Source organism: Microvirga brassicacearum, from assembly GCF_008757455.1.
Taxonomy (GTDB): Bacteria; Pseudomonadota; Alphaproteobacteria; order Rhizobiales; family Beijerinckiaceae; genus Microvirga; species Microvirga brassicacearum.
In genome coordinates this window covers 90,363-105,726 of the sequence record NZ_VCMV01000029.1, presented here as the reverse complement: position 1 = coordinate 105,726, position 15,364 = coordinate 90,363, and the positions used below count along the sequence as shown (strand labels likewise).

General features: G+C 57.9%; 19 protein-coding genes. 8 read left to right on the top strand and 11 right to left on the bottom strand.

Annotation, left to right across the window (positions count from 1 at the left end):
• The first annotated feature begins 100 nt into the window (after positions 1-100).
• Entirely contained in the window at positions 101-1,321 is a 1,221-nt protein-coding gene (locus tag FEZ63_RS17360) for an AI-2E family transporter (protein WP_150946781.1), read from the top strand.
• Between the two features lie 335 nt (positions 1,322-1,656).
• Here the strand turns inward: FEZ63_RS17360 and FEZ63_RS17355 are convergent, their stop codons facing one another.
• Positions 1,657-2,010: a hypothetical protein gene (locus tag FEZ63_RS17355; RefSeq protein WP_150946779.1), complete on the bottom strand. Its 354-nt coding sequence runs from the start codon at positions 2,008-2,010 to the stop codon at positions 1,657-1,659.
• A gap of 214 nt (positions 2,011-2,224) precedes the next feature.
• Between FEZ63_RS17355 and FEZ63_RS17350 the strand changes: the two genes are divergently transcribed.
• From FEZ63_RS17350 to FEZ63_RS25730, 3 genes are all read left to right on the top strand, one after another.
• Complete coding sequence (locus FEZ63_RS17350; RefSeq protein ID WP_150946777.1) at positions 2,225-2,485, top strand: hypothetical protein; 261 nt, start codon at positions 2,225-2,227, stop codon at positions 2,483-2,485.
• Positions 2,413-2,739 (top strand): AAA family ATPase, encoded by a 327-nt coding sequence (locus FEZ63_RS25735; protein WP_338042231.1) that lies wholly within the window; start codon positions 2,413-2,415, stop codon positions 2,737-2,739. The genes FEZ63_RS17350 and FEZ63_RS25735 overlap by 73 nt, the downstream gene beginning before the upstream one ends.
• Before the next feature lie 277 nt (positions 2,740-3,016).
• Positions 3,017-3,334, top strand: a complete 318-nt coding sequence (locus FEZ63_RS25730) for a hypothetical protein (protein ID WP_244622855.1) — start codon at positions 3,017-3,019, stop codon at positions 3,332-3,334.
• Here the strand turns inward: FEZ63_RS25730 and FEZ63_RS25725 are convergent.
• From FEZ63_RS25725 to FEZ63_RS17320, 7 genes are all read right to left on the bottom strand, one after another.
• Complete coding sequence (locus FEZ63_RS25725) at positions 3,325-3,660, bottom strand: hypothetical protein (protein WP_244622854.1); 336 nt, start codon at positions 3,658-3,660, stop codon at positions 3,325-3,327. The two genes, FEZ63_RS25730 and FEZ63_RS25725, sit on opposite strands and share 10 nt — an antisense overlap.
• Complete coding sequence (locus FEZ63_RS24985; protein ID WP_162419764.1) at positions 3,621-4,007, bottom strand: hypothetical protein; 387 nt, start codon at positions 4,005-4,007, stop codon at positions 3,621-3,623. The genes FEZ63_RS25725 and FEZ63_RS24985 overlap by 40 nt, the downstream gene beginning before the upstream one ends.
• Positions 3,986-4,531, bottom strand: coding sequence for a hypothetical protein (locus tag FEZ63_RS17340; RefSeq protein WP_150946775.1), 546 nt, complete (start codon positions 4,529-4,531; stop codon positions 3,986-3,988). The genes FEZ63_RS24985 and FEZ63_RS17340 overlap by 22 nt, the downstream gene beginning before the upstream one ends.
• Entirely contained in the window at positions 4,518-4,676 is a 159-nt protein-coding gene (locus FEZ63_RS26245; RefSeq protein WP_420846299.1) for a winged helix-turn-helix transcriptional regulator, read from the bottom strand. The genes FEZ63_RS17340 and FEZ63_RS26245 overlap by 14 nt, the downstream gene beginning before the upstream one ends.
• Before the next feature lie 678 nt (positions 4,677-5,354).
• The gene (locus tag FEZ63_RS17330) at positions 5,355-5,837 is read right to left on the bottom strand and encodes a tetratricopeptide repeat protein (protein ID WP_150946770.1); all 483 of its coding nucleotides are present in this window, start codon (positions 5,835-5,837) and stop codon (positions 5,355-5,357) included.
• Positions 5,838-5,987: 150 nt separating this feature from the next.
• Entirely contained in the window at positions 5,988-6,323 is a 336-nt protein-coding gene (locus tag FEZ63_RS17325) for a hypothetical protein (RefSeq protein WP_150946768.1), read from the bottom strand.
• Between the two features lie 92 nt (positions 6,324-6,415).
• Positions 6,416-7,891 carry a type II and III secretion system protein family protein gene (locus tag FEZ63_RS17320; protein WP_162419771.1) on the bottom strand — a complete coding sequence of 492 codons (1,476 nt, stop codon included), beginning with the start codon at positions 7,889-7,891 and terminating at the stop codon, positions 6,416-6,418.
• Positions 7,892-8,396: 505 nt separating this feature from the next.
• On the opposite strand from FEZ63_RS17320, the gene FEZ63_RS17315 reads away from it, so the two are divergent.
• From FEZ63_RS17315 to FEZ63_RS26240, 4 genes are all read left to right on the top strand, one after another.
• Positions 8,397-9,158, top strand: a complete 762-nt coding sequence (locus tag FEZ63_RS17315; protein ID WP_244622853.1) for a LuxR C-terminal-related transcriptional regulator — start codon at positions 8,397-8,399, stop codon at positions 9,156-9,158.
• A 307-nt stretch (positions 9,159-9,465) separates the two neighbouring features.
• Complete coding sequence (locus tag FEZ63_RS17310) at positions 9,466-10,908, top strand: pilus assembly protein TadG-related protein (protein ID WP_162419770.1); 1,443 nt, start codon at positions 9,466-9,468, stop codon at positions 10,906-10,908.
• A gap of 68 nt (positions 10,909-10,976) precedes the next feature.
• A complete protein-coding gene (locus FEZ63_RS17305; protein ID WP_162419769.1) occupies positions 10,977-11,519 on the top strand; it encodes a TadE/TadG family type IV pilus assembly protein in 543 nt (180 codons plus the stop codon).
• Position 11,520: 1 nt separating this feature from the next.
• Entirely contained in the window at positions 11,521-11,880 is a 360-nt protein-coding gene (locus FEZ63_RS26240) for a TadE/TadG family type IV pilus assembly protein (protein WP_150946760.1), read from the top strand.
• Positions 11,881-11,969: 89 nt separating this feature from the next.
• Here FEZ63_RS26240 and FEZ63_RS17295 read toward each other — a convergent pair whose 3' ends face one another.
• Genes FEZ63_RS17295 through FEZ63_RS17285 form a run of 3 tightly spaced genes read right to left on the bottom strand, consistent with a single transcriptional unit; the run spans position 11,970 to position 15,237 of the window.
• On the bottom strand, positions 11,970-12,935 hold the full coding sequence (locus FEZ63_RS17295; RefSeq protein ID WP_150946757.1) for a type II secretion system F family protein: 966 nt from the start codon (positions 12,933-12,935) through the stop codon (positions 11,970-11,972).
• Positions 12,936-12,943: 8 nt separating this feature from the next.
• Complete coding sequence (locus tag FEZ63_RS17290) at positions 12,944-13,942, bottom strand: type II secretion system F family protein (protein ID WP_150946755.1); 999 nt, start codon at positions 13,940-13,942, stop codon at positions 12,944-12,946.
• A 26-nt stretch (positions 13,943-13,968) separates the two neighbouring features.
• The gene (locus FEZ63_RS17285) at positions 13,969-15,237 is read right to left on the bottom strand and encodes a TadA family conjugal transfer-associated ATPase (RefSeq protein WP_244622852.1); all 1,269 of its coding nucleotides are present in this window, start codon (positions 15,235-15,237) and stop codon (positions 13,969-13,971) included.
• Between the last annotated feature and the right edge of the window lie 127 nt (positions 15,238-15,364).

The window sequence follows — 15,364 nt, the reverse complement described above, 5'->3', positions numbered from 1 at the left end:
CGACCGGTGGACATTGGTCGACATGAAGCGGGACTGGAAGACGGTCTTTCCGGTGAAGCCGTAGGAGCCGTACGGAGATTCACCGCCCAGGAGGCAAGCAATGACGGTTGCCCGCCCCACTGTCTTTTGGGTCACGATCACCATCATCGCGCTTGTGATGCTGGTGCTGTTGCGTGAAATCCTCCTGCCGTTCGCGGTGGGCATGGCGCTCGCCTACCTGCTCGTCCCAACGGTCGAGAGGCTGGAGCGGGTCGGGATCAATCGCGGACTGGCCGCTCTGATCCTCATCGTGTTGCTGGCCGTCGGCTTCGTCGGCCTAGTGCTGGTGATGCTCCCGGCGCTCGTCGGGGAGCTGCGATTCTTCATCGATGAGTTCCCCCGCTATGTCACGCGGGTCCAGTCTCTCGCCGCCGACACGGGCCGTCCCTGGCTGCATAGGATCATGGGCCAGGAACTCCGGATCGAGGAATCGATCACCCATACGGTGGCCGCTATGGGCAGTGCCTGGCTCGACGACCTCGTCCGCTCGGCGTGGTCGAGCGGGAAAGCCTTGTTCTCTCTGCTTTCGCTGCTGGTCGTGGTCCCGATCGTCAGCATCTACCTGCTGGCGGACTGGAACCGGATGATCGCGACGATCGACGGGTGGGTACCGGCCAAGCACCGCAAGGACGTCCGTGCCCTCGGGCGGGAGATCCACGAGACAGTGGCCGGCTTCGTGCGCGGGCAGATCGTCATCTGCCTTATCCTGGCGGTGTTCTACTCAGGGGCATTGAGGTTGACGGGCCTCAATCATGCCGTCCTGATCGGCCTCACGGCCGGCCTGATCAGCTTTGTCCCCTATCTGGGGCTCGGCATCGGCTTCGTCGTCGCAGCATGCGTCGCGATCGCCCAGTTCTGGCCCGACTGGACGCCCTTGGCTGTCGTGGCCGGCATTTTCCTGATCGGCGAAACGATCGCCGATTATGTCCTGTCGCCGCGGATCGTCGGCAGCCGTGTCAAGCTCAACCCGGTCTGGCTGATGTTTGCGCTGTTCGCGTTCGGATACCTCTTCGGCTTCGTCGGCCTACTCATTGCCATTCCGCTTGCCGCATCGCTCGGTGTCATCCTGCGGTTCTCAATGAGGAAGGCGCTAGCCAACCCTGAACTGAACGTCGCGGCGGCACCTTTCGCACCAAGTGTCCTTACTCAAGGTCCGGTGGCTCTCGGACGAGGAGGGATAGGGCCGCCGGCTGAGGAGGTCGCCTCCGCCGTGCAACGCGAAGCGGTGGCTGCCCGCCCGGGTGCACAGCCCGAGGCATCAGGTGATACTTCCATCCCCTAGGCCGGGCGCGCAGCAGGGACCGATGCCATGCTGCATCATGCTCGCGCACGCAGATAGTCCGCTCTGGGTCAGAGTTTGACCTTCGAAGCTCGCAGTGAACGCCTGCTTATCGACAGTAAGCCGAAGCGACGAGGATCGTACTTCGGAAATGTGCCAGGAATAGACATTGTAGGCGCGCCACGGTTACGTCCGCTTCGCGCCGCTTCTCGGTCGTTCCAGCGACCGTCGCCGACCCCTGAAAGCGGTCGTGGGACTTTTAACTCCAGCAAGCTGTGGTTCAAATACCGAACGGAAATTTGCGTGGTAGGCGTCACGATGGCACCAGATACCACCCGCTAGGATCGTGTGGTGTTCAAAATGTCGGTCAGGAGGTCGTTCATGCTTCCGGCCGAAGTAACAAACGTTCCGTCAATCAGGTGGGGAAGGTTGTTCTCTTCCTCATAGCGATAGCCGACCTCGAATTCGTGAACCGCTTCTCCTCCTAAGGCGACGCCTCGATTTTTCAGCCGCTCGTATGCCGCGACGACGAAGTTGAATAGGGCTGGGTTAATGTTCACGAGAGAACCACACCAATGGAATACTTGCTGGCAGGACTGTCGAGTTCCCTCGTAATGTCGTCTTGTTGTCCCTTCAATTGCAGTGATGACGATGTCGCGGGGGACGAGGCACAACGTCATCAAATCTGCCATTATCGGGTAGTCTCCGATCGGAATGATTCTTACGACGTGTCGCAATTCCTGTTGATGATGGAAGTAGTTGCGAAGGCACTTGAGGGCCGCAAATTCCTGAACGTCGAAGAAATCAAGATCGGTGCCAACATTCAGCCGATCGTTAAAGCTGTGTGCCGCTTCCAGCAGCGAAAACAGTGTGTCGCGATCCTATGCTTGCATTGGGAGAAGCAAGTTGGACACCACAGAAGATAAAGACGAGGCGACCGATCCGCCTGCAGAGGTGAAGTCCGTCGCCGCCACAATCCTCGGAGAGTTTTTCGACGTTCTAGAGAAGGAGGAAGGGTTCGGCGAAGTAGCGCCCAGGCTCCGCAAGGTCGTTCTCGAAGACGGTGTCCTTGCCGAACCCTCGATCCGTGGCGCATTGTTTCCGGAGGCTTCAATATCCGGATCAATAAGATACATATTACGGAATTTCGCGGCATCCGCGAGCTGATCCTTGAGCTCAAAGGTCAGAACTTCGCCGCCTGCGGACGGAATGGGACAGGCAAGAGCGGCATCGTCGATGCGATCGAGTTCGCGCTGACGGGCAACATCTCCCGCCTGGCAGGCGCGGGACAGGCAGTCTTTCACTCAAGGCGCATGGTCCGCACGTCGACAGCCGCAACAAGCCCGAAGCGGCATCGGTCATTCTCGATGTCACCATCCCCTCGCTGGGCAACAAAAAAGCTCAGATCCGCCGCACCGTGAAATCGGCAGGCGCGCCTGAGATCGAACCTGCTGACACGGACGTCATCGCCGCGTTCGAGAGCGTCAACCTCCATCCGGAATTCGTCCTCTCGCGTCGCGGGTTGATCCGGTACGTGCTCTCCGAGCCCGGCCAACGATCGAAGGAGGTATAATCGCTCCTACGCCTCGACGACATCGAGAAGCTTCGTGGCGTCCTGCAAAAGATCGCCAACGCCTGCACCAAAGACCTCCCAGACTGGAGCGCGCCGAAAAGGACGCCGTTACCAATCTTCTTGCTGTGCTCGACACGGCGCAGCTCACCAAGCAATCCGTTCTGGACGGGGTCAAATCGCGCCGAGAATTGCTTGGGCTTACGCCGCTGACCGACCTCGATGCCAACACGTCGGTAAAGGACGGACTGACCACCACCACTGCCAGCGCACCGGGCCGCGTGCCGAAGGTACAAGCTGCCGCCGATCTCGCGACATTGCGAGAAGCGCTTCGGCGCTTCAGGCCGACCCGTTCAAGCAAGGATGCTCAACCGCTGACGCCAACGCGGCCGAACTCGGCAAGGATGCCGAAAACCTCAACGGCCTATCTCGAGAGTCACTCCTGAAGTCGGCGCTGGAACTTTATGACGGAACCGCCTGCCCGGTGTGCGACACGCCGTTCGAGCCCGACGCCTTCACAGGCCACCTGTCCGGAAAGCTGGCTCACCTCGAAGACGTGAGCAACCGACGCGCTTCGCTTGAAGCTGAACTGAAGCCGATCCTCGACGTCCTCCATGCTGCCGGCACCGCGTTGAACACGATGATCGATCACGCCGGCATGTTCTCGCCGAAGATCGACGCCGGCGCGCTCACCGAGTTCAGGACCGTTCTTCGAGGACGATACCAGCAGCTTCAGAAGTCGCCGTCGACGCGAAATTCTGATGGCATCCATCGGAAGTCGTCGCGTTCGTCGCTCTGTTGACCGTTAACCCCTCCATCGGATGATGAACGTGTTCGATGTCTCCACGCCACGCTTATCCCAATGGCATGGCAGAACTCGATCTCCTCGGCTTTCGGCTTCGCGCCCAGTACTATTAGCGGATGCGCCTTCGGACACTGAAAGTGTCTGTATTCAAGGACTTGCCCCACCGCGAAGCGGATGGGGTACTTGGTTTGCCCGGCAACTGCCGGCTTCAATTCCGCAATCACATCGCCATGGTTCGGCGTATTGAAGCGAATGTCGATCGCATTCGAGTTCGGCGATATAGCGGTGGCATTTAGCTCAGGCAGGAACGCCATAAAGGCTTTCTCGAGTCGGTGGTGCTCGGGTGTAACCCTGATCTCTTTGGCTTGAATATAACGTCTGTAGGATCCTTCGCCGCTGGCGCTCCGAAGTTCTCTCGTCTTTGCGCCGACGATTGGCCTGGCTTCCTGCGCATGTGCCGGGGCAAAAAAGCCTCATCGAACTCCTTGTCGATCAGCCATTGGCGGATTGGGCTCCCGACTGCCAGATGCTTGTCTAATAGTTGCAGCGCATGTTCCAGCCTGATGGCTTGGTAGTTGTTGTGCATTTTAACGAGGACTTCCTTCCCGAAACTCAATGGATCCCTCCGCAGCGGGATCGGATTGTGAAACCACTGGAACAGATCGACGGGGCAACGCCACCGTGGGGTGTCAAAACCTCTTGGGAAGTCCTGCTTCAGGGCGGTGATAGAAGTGTAGCGCGCGCGAACCGACTCAGCCTTCCAGAACTCGTGGATCGTGTCCTGGAATGGGCGCTTCGTCGCGAGCGCGGCGAAGTCTGCCTCTTCATTGCGATGCACCCGGCAGGCAATCCCCACAATAGCGGCGCACCGTCAGGGTCATCATCCTCTGCGATATGCCCACCAACGCCCGTTCCAGCTGCCGGTAGCGACGAGGGCCAGAAGAAAGTTCTGCAAGCGCCATGACAGTCCATTGCTCGCCCAACCGGTCAAGAATGAGGCTTAGCCCACAATCCGCATGATCGGGCGATCCGCAGGGCTCGAGCGCGACTTCAAGGCGAACATTGCTGTGCGTTTCGGACAAGATTGTGCCTCCTTATGCCGCAAATCAGAACCTCTTAGATCATGCGCGAACCTGACGGCAAAGGACGTTTCCATGATCTTAATAACTGGAGCATCGGGCCAACTCGCCTCGCTCGTAGTAAGAAAAGCGAAAGAAGCGGGATTGCAGTTTGAAACGGCCAGCCGTTCGCGGGACTCCGATCGAAGAATGGACTTTGACCAGCCCGAAACGCTAAACTTCTCCGGTGTTTCTACCCTGTTTCTCTTGTCGGCTGGCTATGCTGAAGACGACGTGGTTATCCGCAGGCATGGAGCAGTTTTGGGGGCCGCCCGCCGCCAGGGTGTCAACCATGTTGTCTATACTAGCCGGTCCCGGTCGCTCGCGACGTTCCTGAGCTACGGACCATCGACAACGCGCTCTGACAGGCGGTGAAGGATCGCCAGACGACCGTCGCCCTCGACACGAGCTTTCGGAGTTGATGCAATGCGGTTGCTGTGGCGCCGCCTATGTCAAGGTCGGCCAGATGATCGCAGGCCTGAAGAACGGGCTCAGGGACCCGAGCTCTTCAACCCTCCAGCCCTCGCTTGACCAGATTACGACTTAACGAGCAACCTGGCTGCGCTTGAGGATCGCGATATTGTTACTGATTGTCTGATTGTCCGGGCTTGATGAAAGTGCTTGCCGAAACAGACTGTTGGCGCGTAGCGCTTCGCCTCTCAACAAATAGGAATACCCGCGATTGTTCAGCAACTGCGGGGTGTTCCCTTTGATCTTGGTTGCTTGCTCGTACGCCCTGTCGGCGAGATCGAACCGACCGAGCTGGTCGTAACTTGCCGCAAGTCCCACCCATGAGTCACCATCCAGGGGTGTTCGCTCAACTGCGGCCTGGAAATATCTCTCGGCAAGTGCATAATTGCCGCGTGCAAATTGCTCCCGTCCCAATCGTTGCGGCTGGTCGGTGCTGACATACTGTTCTTCGCTAACAGTGCCGCCGCCGAGGCGAGCCAGCCCGAACCCGTCCATCGATTGGCAGCCGGCAAGAAAAATTGTGGCCAAAAGAGTGAGATTGATAGAGAGCTTCATTCTTCCCTATCCTCGGAATGGTTTGGCGACTGGAAGTCTCATGACCATCAGCATTTGCAACGACCAACAAAATGAGGCCTTTTGCGGCGCGCCCTCTCCGGTGCAGGCAGAGATCCGAAGCTTCGCGCAGAATTCTCCGATACGCGGCTTTCAGCAGGCATCCTTGCCCCCCGGCGACGACGCGGCATTGCCACCCATGTTGCTTCCACCGTCATTGCCATTGCTATTGGCCTCTCCTGGAATCGTCCCGCATCGATAATTCTCGATCGCGCGCTGCATCCGTTGGCCATTGACCGCGAAATTCTTGTTGCGAGAGCTTGGAGGCCAAGGATCGGTGACATGTGTCACGATGTTGGTTTGCACCGCATTGCCGGCACTGAACGCGATCGTATCCTTTCGGTCGACATACTCGGCGCATCCGATCAGATTGCCAGCAGCGATGATGGAGACGAACGCCGCTCGAGCAGTTGCGGCATAGCTCAGCATGGCTTTATTCCTTTGTTGCACTAAGAGTTCACCGCGTCGTTTGATCTGAACCGCACGAATGCGATCGTCGGATAGCTTTCCGAATATGATTGTCAGTATTCTGCGGTGATCGGATCGCGAACCGAGGCCTTTTGGGCACCGCCCCTTCGTGCGGCTATGACGGGTTCTGTGCTCGGTTCTGTCAGGATGTGGCCATATGGTCCGCCGATGATCGCACCATTTGCCATAATCCATTGTTGCGTCGGCGAAGAGGCGGAAGGGTCGCGCGGCTTCTCGACTTCGGTCTTGCCAGTAAGGAAGAGATCCAGATCGTTCGCCGGTAACGTCGAATCGAGCGGGGTTGCGATCATGTCGCCGGGTTTGGCCGGCCGCACGATGTGCGGGGTCACTATGACCACAAGTTCCGTTTCGCGGGACCGAAACTCCGTGCTGCGAAAGAGCGCCCCGAGTACTGGAATTGAACCCAGCCATGGAAACTGTTCGATATTGCGCTCGGTGACGTTTTGCAGCAGGCCAGCCAAAGCAAAACTTTGTCCGTCACGAAGCTCGACAGTCGTTTTCGCTCGGCGCACCGACAGGCCCGGGATCGAAATTCCGCCCGTTGTAATTGACACGGTCGGGTCGATGTCGCTGACCTCCGGCTCAAGTCTCAGATTGATCAGGCCGCCGGACAGGACTGTTGGTGTGAAATTCAGTTTCACACCAAATTCCTTGTAGATCACCGTGATGGTCGGGATGCCGGATTGGGTCGTGGACGATACAGGGATCGGTATCTCGCCACCGGCACGGAACTCCGCGCTGTCGCCGGACATGGCGACCAGGTTCGGTTCGGCAAGCCGGCGGACAAGGCCTTTCGATTCAAGCGCGTCTATGGTGAGGTCGAGCATCCGCGAGTTGTTGGCGAAGCGAGCCAGGATCGTCGCAAATGGAACCGTTGAGCCGAGGAGGCTATCGATTATCGTGCCGTCTGCTGTTGTGCCTCCGCGTCCAATACGGGCAGCTCGCGTCTGGCCTAGGTATTCTGAGCGAATTCCGAATTCGCGGCCTGCATTGCGGTTCACCTCGACGAAACGAACCTTCAACATCACCTGTTGCGGGGAGGCAACCCGGGTCGCATTGATGACGCCACCCGGGGAATTTGCTCGCGCAATTTCCACCGCGCGATCGACTGTTGGCGCGTCTGCGGCTGTGCCTTCGAGGATCACCTGATCGCCGCTGCTCCGGACTCGAATGCCACCCGGGCCAGCGCCAGCGGCAAGTTTCTCCGCGACGCTGCCGGTGTCCGGGCCCACTTCGACATCCACCACACCGATGACCCGCCTCGAATTGTCGAGAACCGAGACATTGGTTGTGCCAGTCTTCTTGCCCAGTATGTAGAGGCTCTGGTCGCTCAGGGGAATGACATCCGCGATTTCCGCGGATCCGACCAAAACGTCGGTAAAGGGATACTCAAGACGAAGAGCCTGGGATTTGTTCACTGCCACCCGGACGCGCAGGAGCTTCGGCCGGGCGGAGGAATTTCCAGCTTGAGCCAACGCGGGGGTTATGACGCTGATGACAGGGAACACCGTAGTGGCGTTTCCGAGCGCAAGTCCAGCCACGGCCGCCGCCACTATGAACGTTCTCGACCCTGCCATATCGCCCCCAGAGAAAGCTGCTGAATTTTCTCTTAATCCAAAACTCTTATCGTTCAACAATGGTTAACGAAAACTTATGAATGCGGACAACCGTTGCGGAAAGGGCTGGCAAGAGGAATATTTGCTGGAACTGAGACTTGGATCAAACTTCTTTCTTAATATAGCCACGCTTGATCTGGCGGACGACAGAGTCTGAATATTAGCGATGTTCGCTAATGCCAGGTCGGCCATATTGACTTTACGGAAATTTAGAATATTCCTAGGATTATAGGCTAGATCTCACAGGATTGTAGTGACTTTCAGTTTTGCTAAATCATCGTCCTGCGTGATCTACGACGCCCTTTCGAGCTGACGAAGGACAACGTGATCTTGAATACAGCAAAGTCGATAATGAGTTTGCAGGTTATGTAACATTGACCCCGTCAGGGAGATTCCAGTGGCGAACCCTACACGCGTCGCGCTCATCGCTGACGCCGACGTCTATTTCCGGATGGCTGTAAGTGCCCTTCTGACGCGTGAACTCGGTTTCTCCGATGTCGTTGAAGTAAATACCTTTGACGAGGCGAAGGAATATCTTCTAAGTAATGCTGAAGTCTTCGTGATTATCTTGGATCTCTCCACCCCGGGGATGAAAGCCGCGGCAGGTCTCCAAACCCTTCGGGCGTGTTTCCCGAGGACAAAGGTCGCCGTCACTTCGGCGTCCAATTTCAGACGGAACATTCTTTCCGCGCTGGAATCCGGCGTGCATGGATATGTGCCGAAGAATTTGAGCATCGCAGAAGTGACCGGCGCACTCCGCCTTGTGCTTGACGGGGGAATCTACGTGCCGCCGTCGCTGGCCGACGTTGGAACCCGGATCCCGGAATCGGGCATCAGGCGGCCTGAGCCACGCGCTTTGTCCGACCCAGCTGCACGAAGCCCCCTTACCCCACGCCAACTGGATGTTCTTGAACTGTTGGTTCAAGGGAAGCCAAACAAAGAAATAGCATCAGCTCTCAACCTCGGTGAAGGGACAGTTAAAATTCACCTAGCGGCGATCTTCCGTTACTTTGGCGTGAACAATCGTGCGGCAGCCGCCGTGGCCAGCGCGCGTCCCACTCCGGGCCGCGGGCATTACGCTTTGAGTCGCCCTCCACATGAGGGAGCTCCGATCCATTTCGAATCAACAGGAGGCGCATCCGCCCCCTCGCCGCTTTAAAAACTCCTGCATGCGTGCACCTTAGTAAGCGAAAATCAGCTCGATTGCCTCCAATGCAGCTTCGACAGGAGGACTAGGTTCTTTGTATGCCTCCACTTCGGCTGAAAAACATCCCGGGCCGATGTTCGCAATAGTTTGCCGGCATAGTTTTTTTGCGCGTTAGACCATTCGGCCGAATTGCCTATTCCGATGTGTCGATAAAATAATGTCGAACGTGTCGGGTCTGTCCGAGCATGAGAACGGGTCTCTGTTCGCGAAGCTCTGAATCGACCTGGAAATCTCTGCGCGGACACCAAGGATGTCTCGGGTGGCGAGCGAAGTACAGGATCGCGGAGCAGGAAATAAGGTTGTTAGGACGACCAATGGCTATAGGGGCAACAACGTGAAATCGCTCGCTTTTGTCTCAGTCAGAGCAGCACATGAAGCGGTTCGGACCCGCATGATCGGTTTCGTTGGAGACCAAAGCGGCAGCGTCGCGGTGTTTACCGCTTTGGCGCTGCCTGCGTTGATTGGAGCCACCGGACTCGGAATGGAAGTTTCCTATTGGTACCTCACCCAGCGTTCCATGCAAAACGCCGCCGATTCCGCGGCGATTGCTGCTGCGACCAACGGAACCGCGAACTACAGCGCGGAGGCCAAAGCGGCCGCCGCAAAAAACGGCTTCGTGCATGGAGCAAACAACATCACGGTTACCGCATCGAATACCGCCCCCTGCCCCTCCGGTGGTGCCAATTGTTATAGCGCGACTGTAACGGGCTACGTGCCCTTATTTCTCTCCCAGGTTATCGGCTACAGGGGAACCACGGATGTCGGCGGTGTGCCCCAGACAATGCTCAGCGCAACCGCTGTTGCGCGCCTCGACCTGTTGCCAAGAGAGTATTGCGTGTTGGCGCTCGGAACCAACGGTATTGCGTTTGGATCGAACGGCGCTCCGCAGGCGAACCTGAACGGCTGTAGCATCATGTCGAATGCAGGCGCCCGTTGCAACGGCAACAATCTAGGCGCCGACTACGGCGATGCCGCAGGCATAAACGATGGCTGCGGAGTGGTTCAGCGATCGAACGTGCCTCCGATTGCCGATCCCTATGCTGCACTGGCCTCGAACGTTCCCTCTCATACCTGTTCCGGCTCTCCTCCCTACCCGCAGATTCCAGGGAGAAATGGCGCTCCGCTGCCGTCGACGAACCGGTGGGGTGGCACCGTCACTGTCGCGACGCAATATGTGCACGTGTGCGGGGATCTGCAGTTGACCGGCGATGTCACGCTCCAGACCCCCCCCGACGGTACCGTAATCGTGATCTGGAACGGGCGGCTTGACACGGGCTCGTACACGTTGCGTACCGATGTCGGATCTGCGTTGACCCTCGTTTTCACGGGAACCAACGACGCTGGTTATATCCACGCTCCGACGGGAGACGGCACCCTTGACTTCTCAGCGCCGACCACCGGCCCCTGGAAGGGCATCGCCATTTACCAGGATCCGAACCTGACCACCGGAGTCGACATTTCCAATGCGGGAAATAGCCCAACCTGGAAGATCTCCGGGATGGTCTATCTGCCGCATTCCAGCGTCACAATGAGCGGTGCGATCAACAAATCTAGCAACGGCGAATCGTGTTTTGGCCTGGTTGTCGATAATCTGCTCATCAACGGCACGGGTGCTATTCTGGCGAATGGTTCATGCGGCGAAGCAGGCCTCGAGTTGCCCACCGGCACTGCCCCAACGGGCCGTGGAGCATTGGTCCTGTAGGTGATGCTCGTGCATGCAGATCAGGCAATATGAGTGTCAACTCGAACAGATGCAAAAGCGACGGTCGCATGAAGCTCATTGCGCTTTCCAAGTTCCTCTGGAAGGACCACGGTGGTGTGGCTGGGATCGAATTCGCCCTTGTTGCCGGCGCATTATGCGTTCTCTTGCTCAACGGGATCGAAGTGGCCCGCTACGCTTACACGATGATGCAAGTGCAAAATGCTGCCCAGATCGGGGCGCAAGCGGCATGGAAGGCATGTGATCCGACCAAGGAACTTCCGGCGACCACCAAATGTGCCGGCCTGAGCACAGCCATCACCGCAGCTATAAAGAGCACCACGCTGGGCGACAGCGTCGCCTTGCAGGCAAACTCGCCATCGGAAGCCTATTACTGCCTCAATAGCGCCAATGCATTGATACCGGATGGCGGGCTCTCTTTTGCGAACAAGCCCACCAACTGCAATACAGTTCCGGGGGCTCAGGCCGGACAGCCCGGCGATTACATCAAAGTTGACGTCATATACCCGTATCAACCCCTGTTTCTGGACTTTACGGTGGGACGGATGTTCGGTGGGCCGATCACCAAGACAACCTTTATGCGACTGTTATAGAATGACGCAAGTGTGGACAAATGGATTGCGGAACGATGAGCGTGGAGCAACTGCCATTGAGTTCGCACTCATAGCACCCGTGTTCCTGGCGCTTGTCATGGGCATATTCCATTTGTCCTTGCTTGGGTTCACCATCGCAAACCTCAATTATGCCGTCGAGAAGGGTGCGCGGTGCAGCGCGATTGCAACGAACTGCCCTGACGTTGCAACCTTCTATTATGGACCGAGCCCCGCTCCGGTGTTCACATCCGATAGTGCGGTGGCTTGCGGTACGTCGGTGAATGCAACGGTGATCTATGAGTTGAATGTCCTGATCTATCAGGCGTCGATTCCTCTGTCTGCATCAGCGTGCTTCCCCTAGAGCATCGGCATCGTCTATTCCCTGTTCAACCGCCCTCGTCGGTGAGTCACGGTGCCAGCCATCTTGGGCGTCGCCACTGATGTTGGCTTTTATACCCTCATCATCTGAATCACTGCCGGCGTGATAATGACAGCGAACAGAACGGGCAGGAAAAACACGATCATTGGAACAGTGAGCTTAGGTGGCAAAGCAGCGGCCTTCTTCTCGGCCTCGTTCATCCTCATATCCCGATTTTCTTGCGCCTGAACGCGAAGCGATTGACTAAGTGCAGTACCATATTTCTCAGATTGAATGAGACTGGTCACAACTCCCTTGACGCCGTCGAGACCAGTCCGCGCGGCGAAGTTTTCATAAGCCTTGCGACGATCCTGCAGGTAAGACAGTTCGGCCGTTGTCAAAGCCAGCTCTTCCGCAAGCTCGACCGATTGGGTACCGATCTCCGTGGAAACCTTCCGAAGCGCGCCTTCGATTCCCATGCCGCTTTCGACGCAGATGAGCAAAAGATCGAGGGCATCGGGCCATGATCCGCGGATCGAGGATTGGCGATTTGTGATCTTGTTTTTTACGTAGAGCGGCGGAGCATAGTAACCAAGGGCAGCCGCAGCCATGACGATCCCCAGATTCACGAACAATGGGTAGTCAAGGCGCAGAATGACGAACACATACAAGGCTGCCAAAACCATCATACCAAGGGGTGCGAGCTGACGGATAGCGAGGTAAGCGATGATTGGCCCCTCGCCGCGATAACCCGCCATTCGCAGCATTCTGACCGTCTCGCTGTCCTCCGTCCCGGCGAGGTTGAGACGATCGACGATCAGCTTATAGAGCCGCTTCGGTTCGCTCCTGAGCGAGATCTGCTTGGTGCTGGCGTTCAAGCGATTACGCTCGCGCACGCGAATGCGTTCATTCTCGTTAGTGACCTGAACCATCCGTTCGGTGAGGTGATCCCGTACAAAATACGGCCACGAGACCACGAAGATCGCCGCCACAACCGCTACACCCGCCAAAAGCGCGATGAGTATTTCTAGATTGTCGGCGAGCAGACCGATGTCCATCGCGATCCTCAAATGTCGAAATTGATCATCTTGCGCATAATCAGCACGCCGAAGCCCATCCAGATTCCGGCAGCCACAAGGACCGCCTTGCCGACGAGCGTGGTAAACAACAATGAAATGTAGTCAGGCGCGGAAAGATACAACAGACAGGTGACAACCACAGGCAGCGACCCGATGATGCCCGCGGAGGCCTTCGCCTCTGAGCTCATCGCCCGGACTTTGCCCGCCATTTTTTTGCGCTCCCGCAGGACCCTGGAAAGATTTCCAAGCGCCTCTGAGAGGCTGCCTCCGGAGCGGCTCTGGAGCGAGATGACGATGGCGAAGAAGTTGGCTTCCGGAACCGGGATGCGCTCCGAAAGCCTCTGCACGGCCTGATCCATAGGCACGCCCACGGTCTGATCGTCAAGAATCGCCTTGAATTCGCTACGCACCGGCTCTTTTGCCTCGCTCGCAATCATCCTCAGGCAGTCGACCAGCGGGAGACCCGCTTTGACGCCGCGCACGATCACATCCACAGCATTGGGAAATTCCGCCGTAAAGGCTTTGAAACGTCCATTCCGCTTTCTGTTGACATAGAGATGAGGCAAGAGAAGCCCGCCTGCCACGCCGAAGCCGAGAGCAGGCAGCGGGCTGACGCCGAAAGCGACGAGAGCAATCACGAACGAAAAGCCGGCGGCGAGGACGGAGGCGGCGAAATAGGTGTTCTTGCTCCAGCTCAGACCGGCCTGACGCATCCGGATGGCGAGCGACGGTTTCACTCCCTTCCTGGCCTTCTGCTGTTCCTCAAGATTGCGCAACGTGGTCTCGATCGAGCGTTTCCGGCTGCCCTCTTCGGAGCCCACAGCGCGGCCAACCGGACCGTCCCAGTTCGCGATCGCAGCAAACCGTCTGGAGGCCTCCGAACGCCGGCCCACGCGCGAATAGAGGACGAAAATCACGACCCCCCCGACACAGAGCGCGGCGAGCAGAGCAGCAGCGAAGACCGGGACAAGTTCTAGCGACAGCATTCAGTCAACGTCCCAGTGTGCCGGAATCACGACTTGGCTTTCTCGGCGGCATCCAGCGCGGCAGCAAGGCGCTTCTCCTCGCCGTAATAGCGCGCCCGATCCCAGAAGCGCGGCCGGCCCACTCCTGTCGAACGATGCTGTCCAATGACGTTGCCTTGCGCATCCTCGCCAAGAAAATCGTAGATGAACAGGTCCTGCGTCGTGACGACATCTCCTTCAAGACCAAGGACCTCCGTGATGTGCGTGATTCGGCGCGAACCGTCTCGCAGACGTGCGGCCTGAACGATCACATCGATCGAGGACACGATCATTTCGCGAATTGTCTTCGACGGCAGCGTGTAACCGCCCATCGTGATCATGGATTCCAGACGGGATAGTGCCTCCCGCGGGGAGTTGGAGTGGAGGGTGCCCATCGAGCCGTCGTGCCCCGTATTCATGGCCTGGAGCAAATCGAAGGCCTCGGAGCCGCGCACCTCGCCCACGATGATGCGCTCGGGGCGCATGCGGAGGCAGTTCTTGACGAGGTCTCGCATTGTGATCTCGCCCTCGCCTTCGAGATTGGGAGGGCGGGTCTCGAGGCGAACGACGTGTGGTTGCTGCAATTGAAGTTCCGCCGCGTCCTCGCAGGTAATCACGCGTTCAGCCGGTTCAATAAAGGCGGTCAGACAATTCAACAACGTCGTCTTGCCCGAGCCGGTGCCACCGGAGATGAGGACGTTGCAACGGACACGTCCGATGATCTGCAGGATCTCTGCGCCTTCCGGCGAGATGGCACCGAACTTGACGAGCTGATCGAGGGTGAGCTTGTCCTTTTTGAACTTGCGGATCGTCAGGCTCGGGCCATCGATCGCCAACGGAAAGGCAATGACGTTCACGCGTGAGCCATCGGCGAGGCGTGCGTCGCAGATCGGACTGGATTCGTCCACACGTCGGCCCACTTGGCTCACGATGCGCTGGCAGATATGGAGCAATTGCGCGTTGTCGCGAAAGTGGATATCCGTCCTCTGTACCTTGCCTCCGACTTCGATGTAGACCGTGTCGGCGCCGTTGACCATGATGTCGGCGATGTCGTCGCGGGCGAGCAATGGCTCGAGCGGCCCGTAGCCAAGGACGTCGTTGCTGATATCCCGGAGGAGATCATCCTGCTCCGCGATCGACATGACGATCTTCTTCGCCGTGACGATATCTGTGACGATTTCCCCAATCGCTTCACGCGCCTGAATAACATCCATCTTCGCCAACTGCGAAACGTCGATCGCCTCGACCAACGCGGCGAAAACCTGGCCCTTGAGCATATAATACTCGTCGGACTTTGCGGCCTGCGAGCGCTGCGTGTTTGCAGCATTCGGCTGTTTGACAGCCTTAATTGTGGAAACGGTAGTGCCGACGCGGGCATTCGGCTCAAGCCGCCCGGGCGACTTC

Excerpts from the sequence above, each read along its gene's own strand:
- FEZ63_RS17355 (WP_150946779.1), bottom strand. The coding sequence starts at position 2,010 with ATGGCAGATTTGATGACGTTGTGCCTCGTCCCCCGCGACATCGTCATC.
- FEZ63_RS17360 (WP_150946781.1), top strand. The coding sequence starts at position 101 with ATGACGGTTGCCCGCCCCACTGTCTTTTGGGTCACGATCACCATCATC.
- FEZ63_RS25725 (WP_244622854.1), bottom strand. The coding sequence starts at position 3,660 with ATGGATGCCATCAGAATTTCGCGTCGACGGCGACTTCTGAAGCTGCTG.
- FEZ63_RS17330 (WP_150946770.1), bottom strand. The coding sequence starts at position 5,837 with ATGAAGCTCTCTATCAATCTCACTCTTTTGGCCACAATTTTTCTTGCC.
- FEZ63_RS17295 (WP_150946757.1), bottom strand. The coding sequence starts at position 12,935 with ATGGACATCGGTCTGCTCGCCGACAATCTAGAAATACTCATCGCGCTT.
- FEZ63_RS17285 (WP_244622852.1), bottom strand. The coding sequence starts at position 15,237 with ATGCTCAAGGGCCAGGTTTTCGCCGCGTTGGTCGAGGCGATCGACGTT.
- FEZ63_RS17305 (WP_162419769.1), top strand. The coding sequence starts at position 10,977 with ATGAAGCTCATTGCGCTTTCCAAGTTCCTCTGGAAGGACCACGGTGGT.
- FEZ63_RS26240 (WP_150946760.1), top strand. The coding sequence starts at position 11,521 with ATGACGCAAGTGTGGACAAATGGATTGCGGAACGATGAGCGTGGAGCA.
- FEZ63_RS24985 (WP_162419764.1), bottom strand. The coding sequence starts at position 4,007 with ATGGCGTTCCTGCCTGAGCTAAATGCCACCGCTATATCGCCGAACTCG.
- FEZ63_RS17290 (WP_150946755.1), bottom strand. The coding sequence starts at position 13,942 with ATGCTGTCGCTAGAACTTGTCCCGGTCTTCGCTGCTGCTCTGCTCGCC.
- FEZ63_RS17325 (WP_150946768.1), bottom strand. The coding sequence starts at position 6,323 with ATGCTGAGCTATGCCGCAACTGCTCGAGCGGCGTTCGTCTCCATCATC.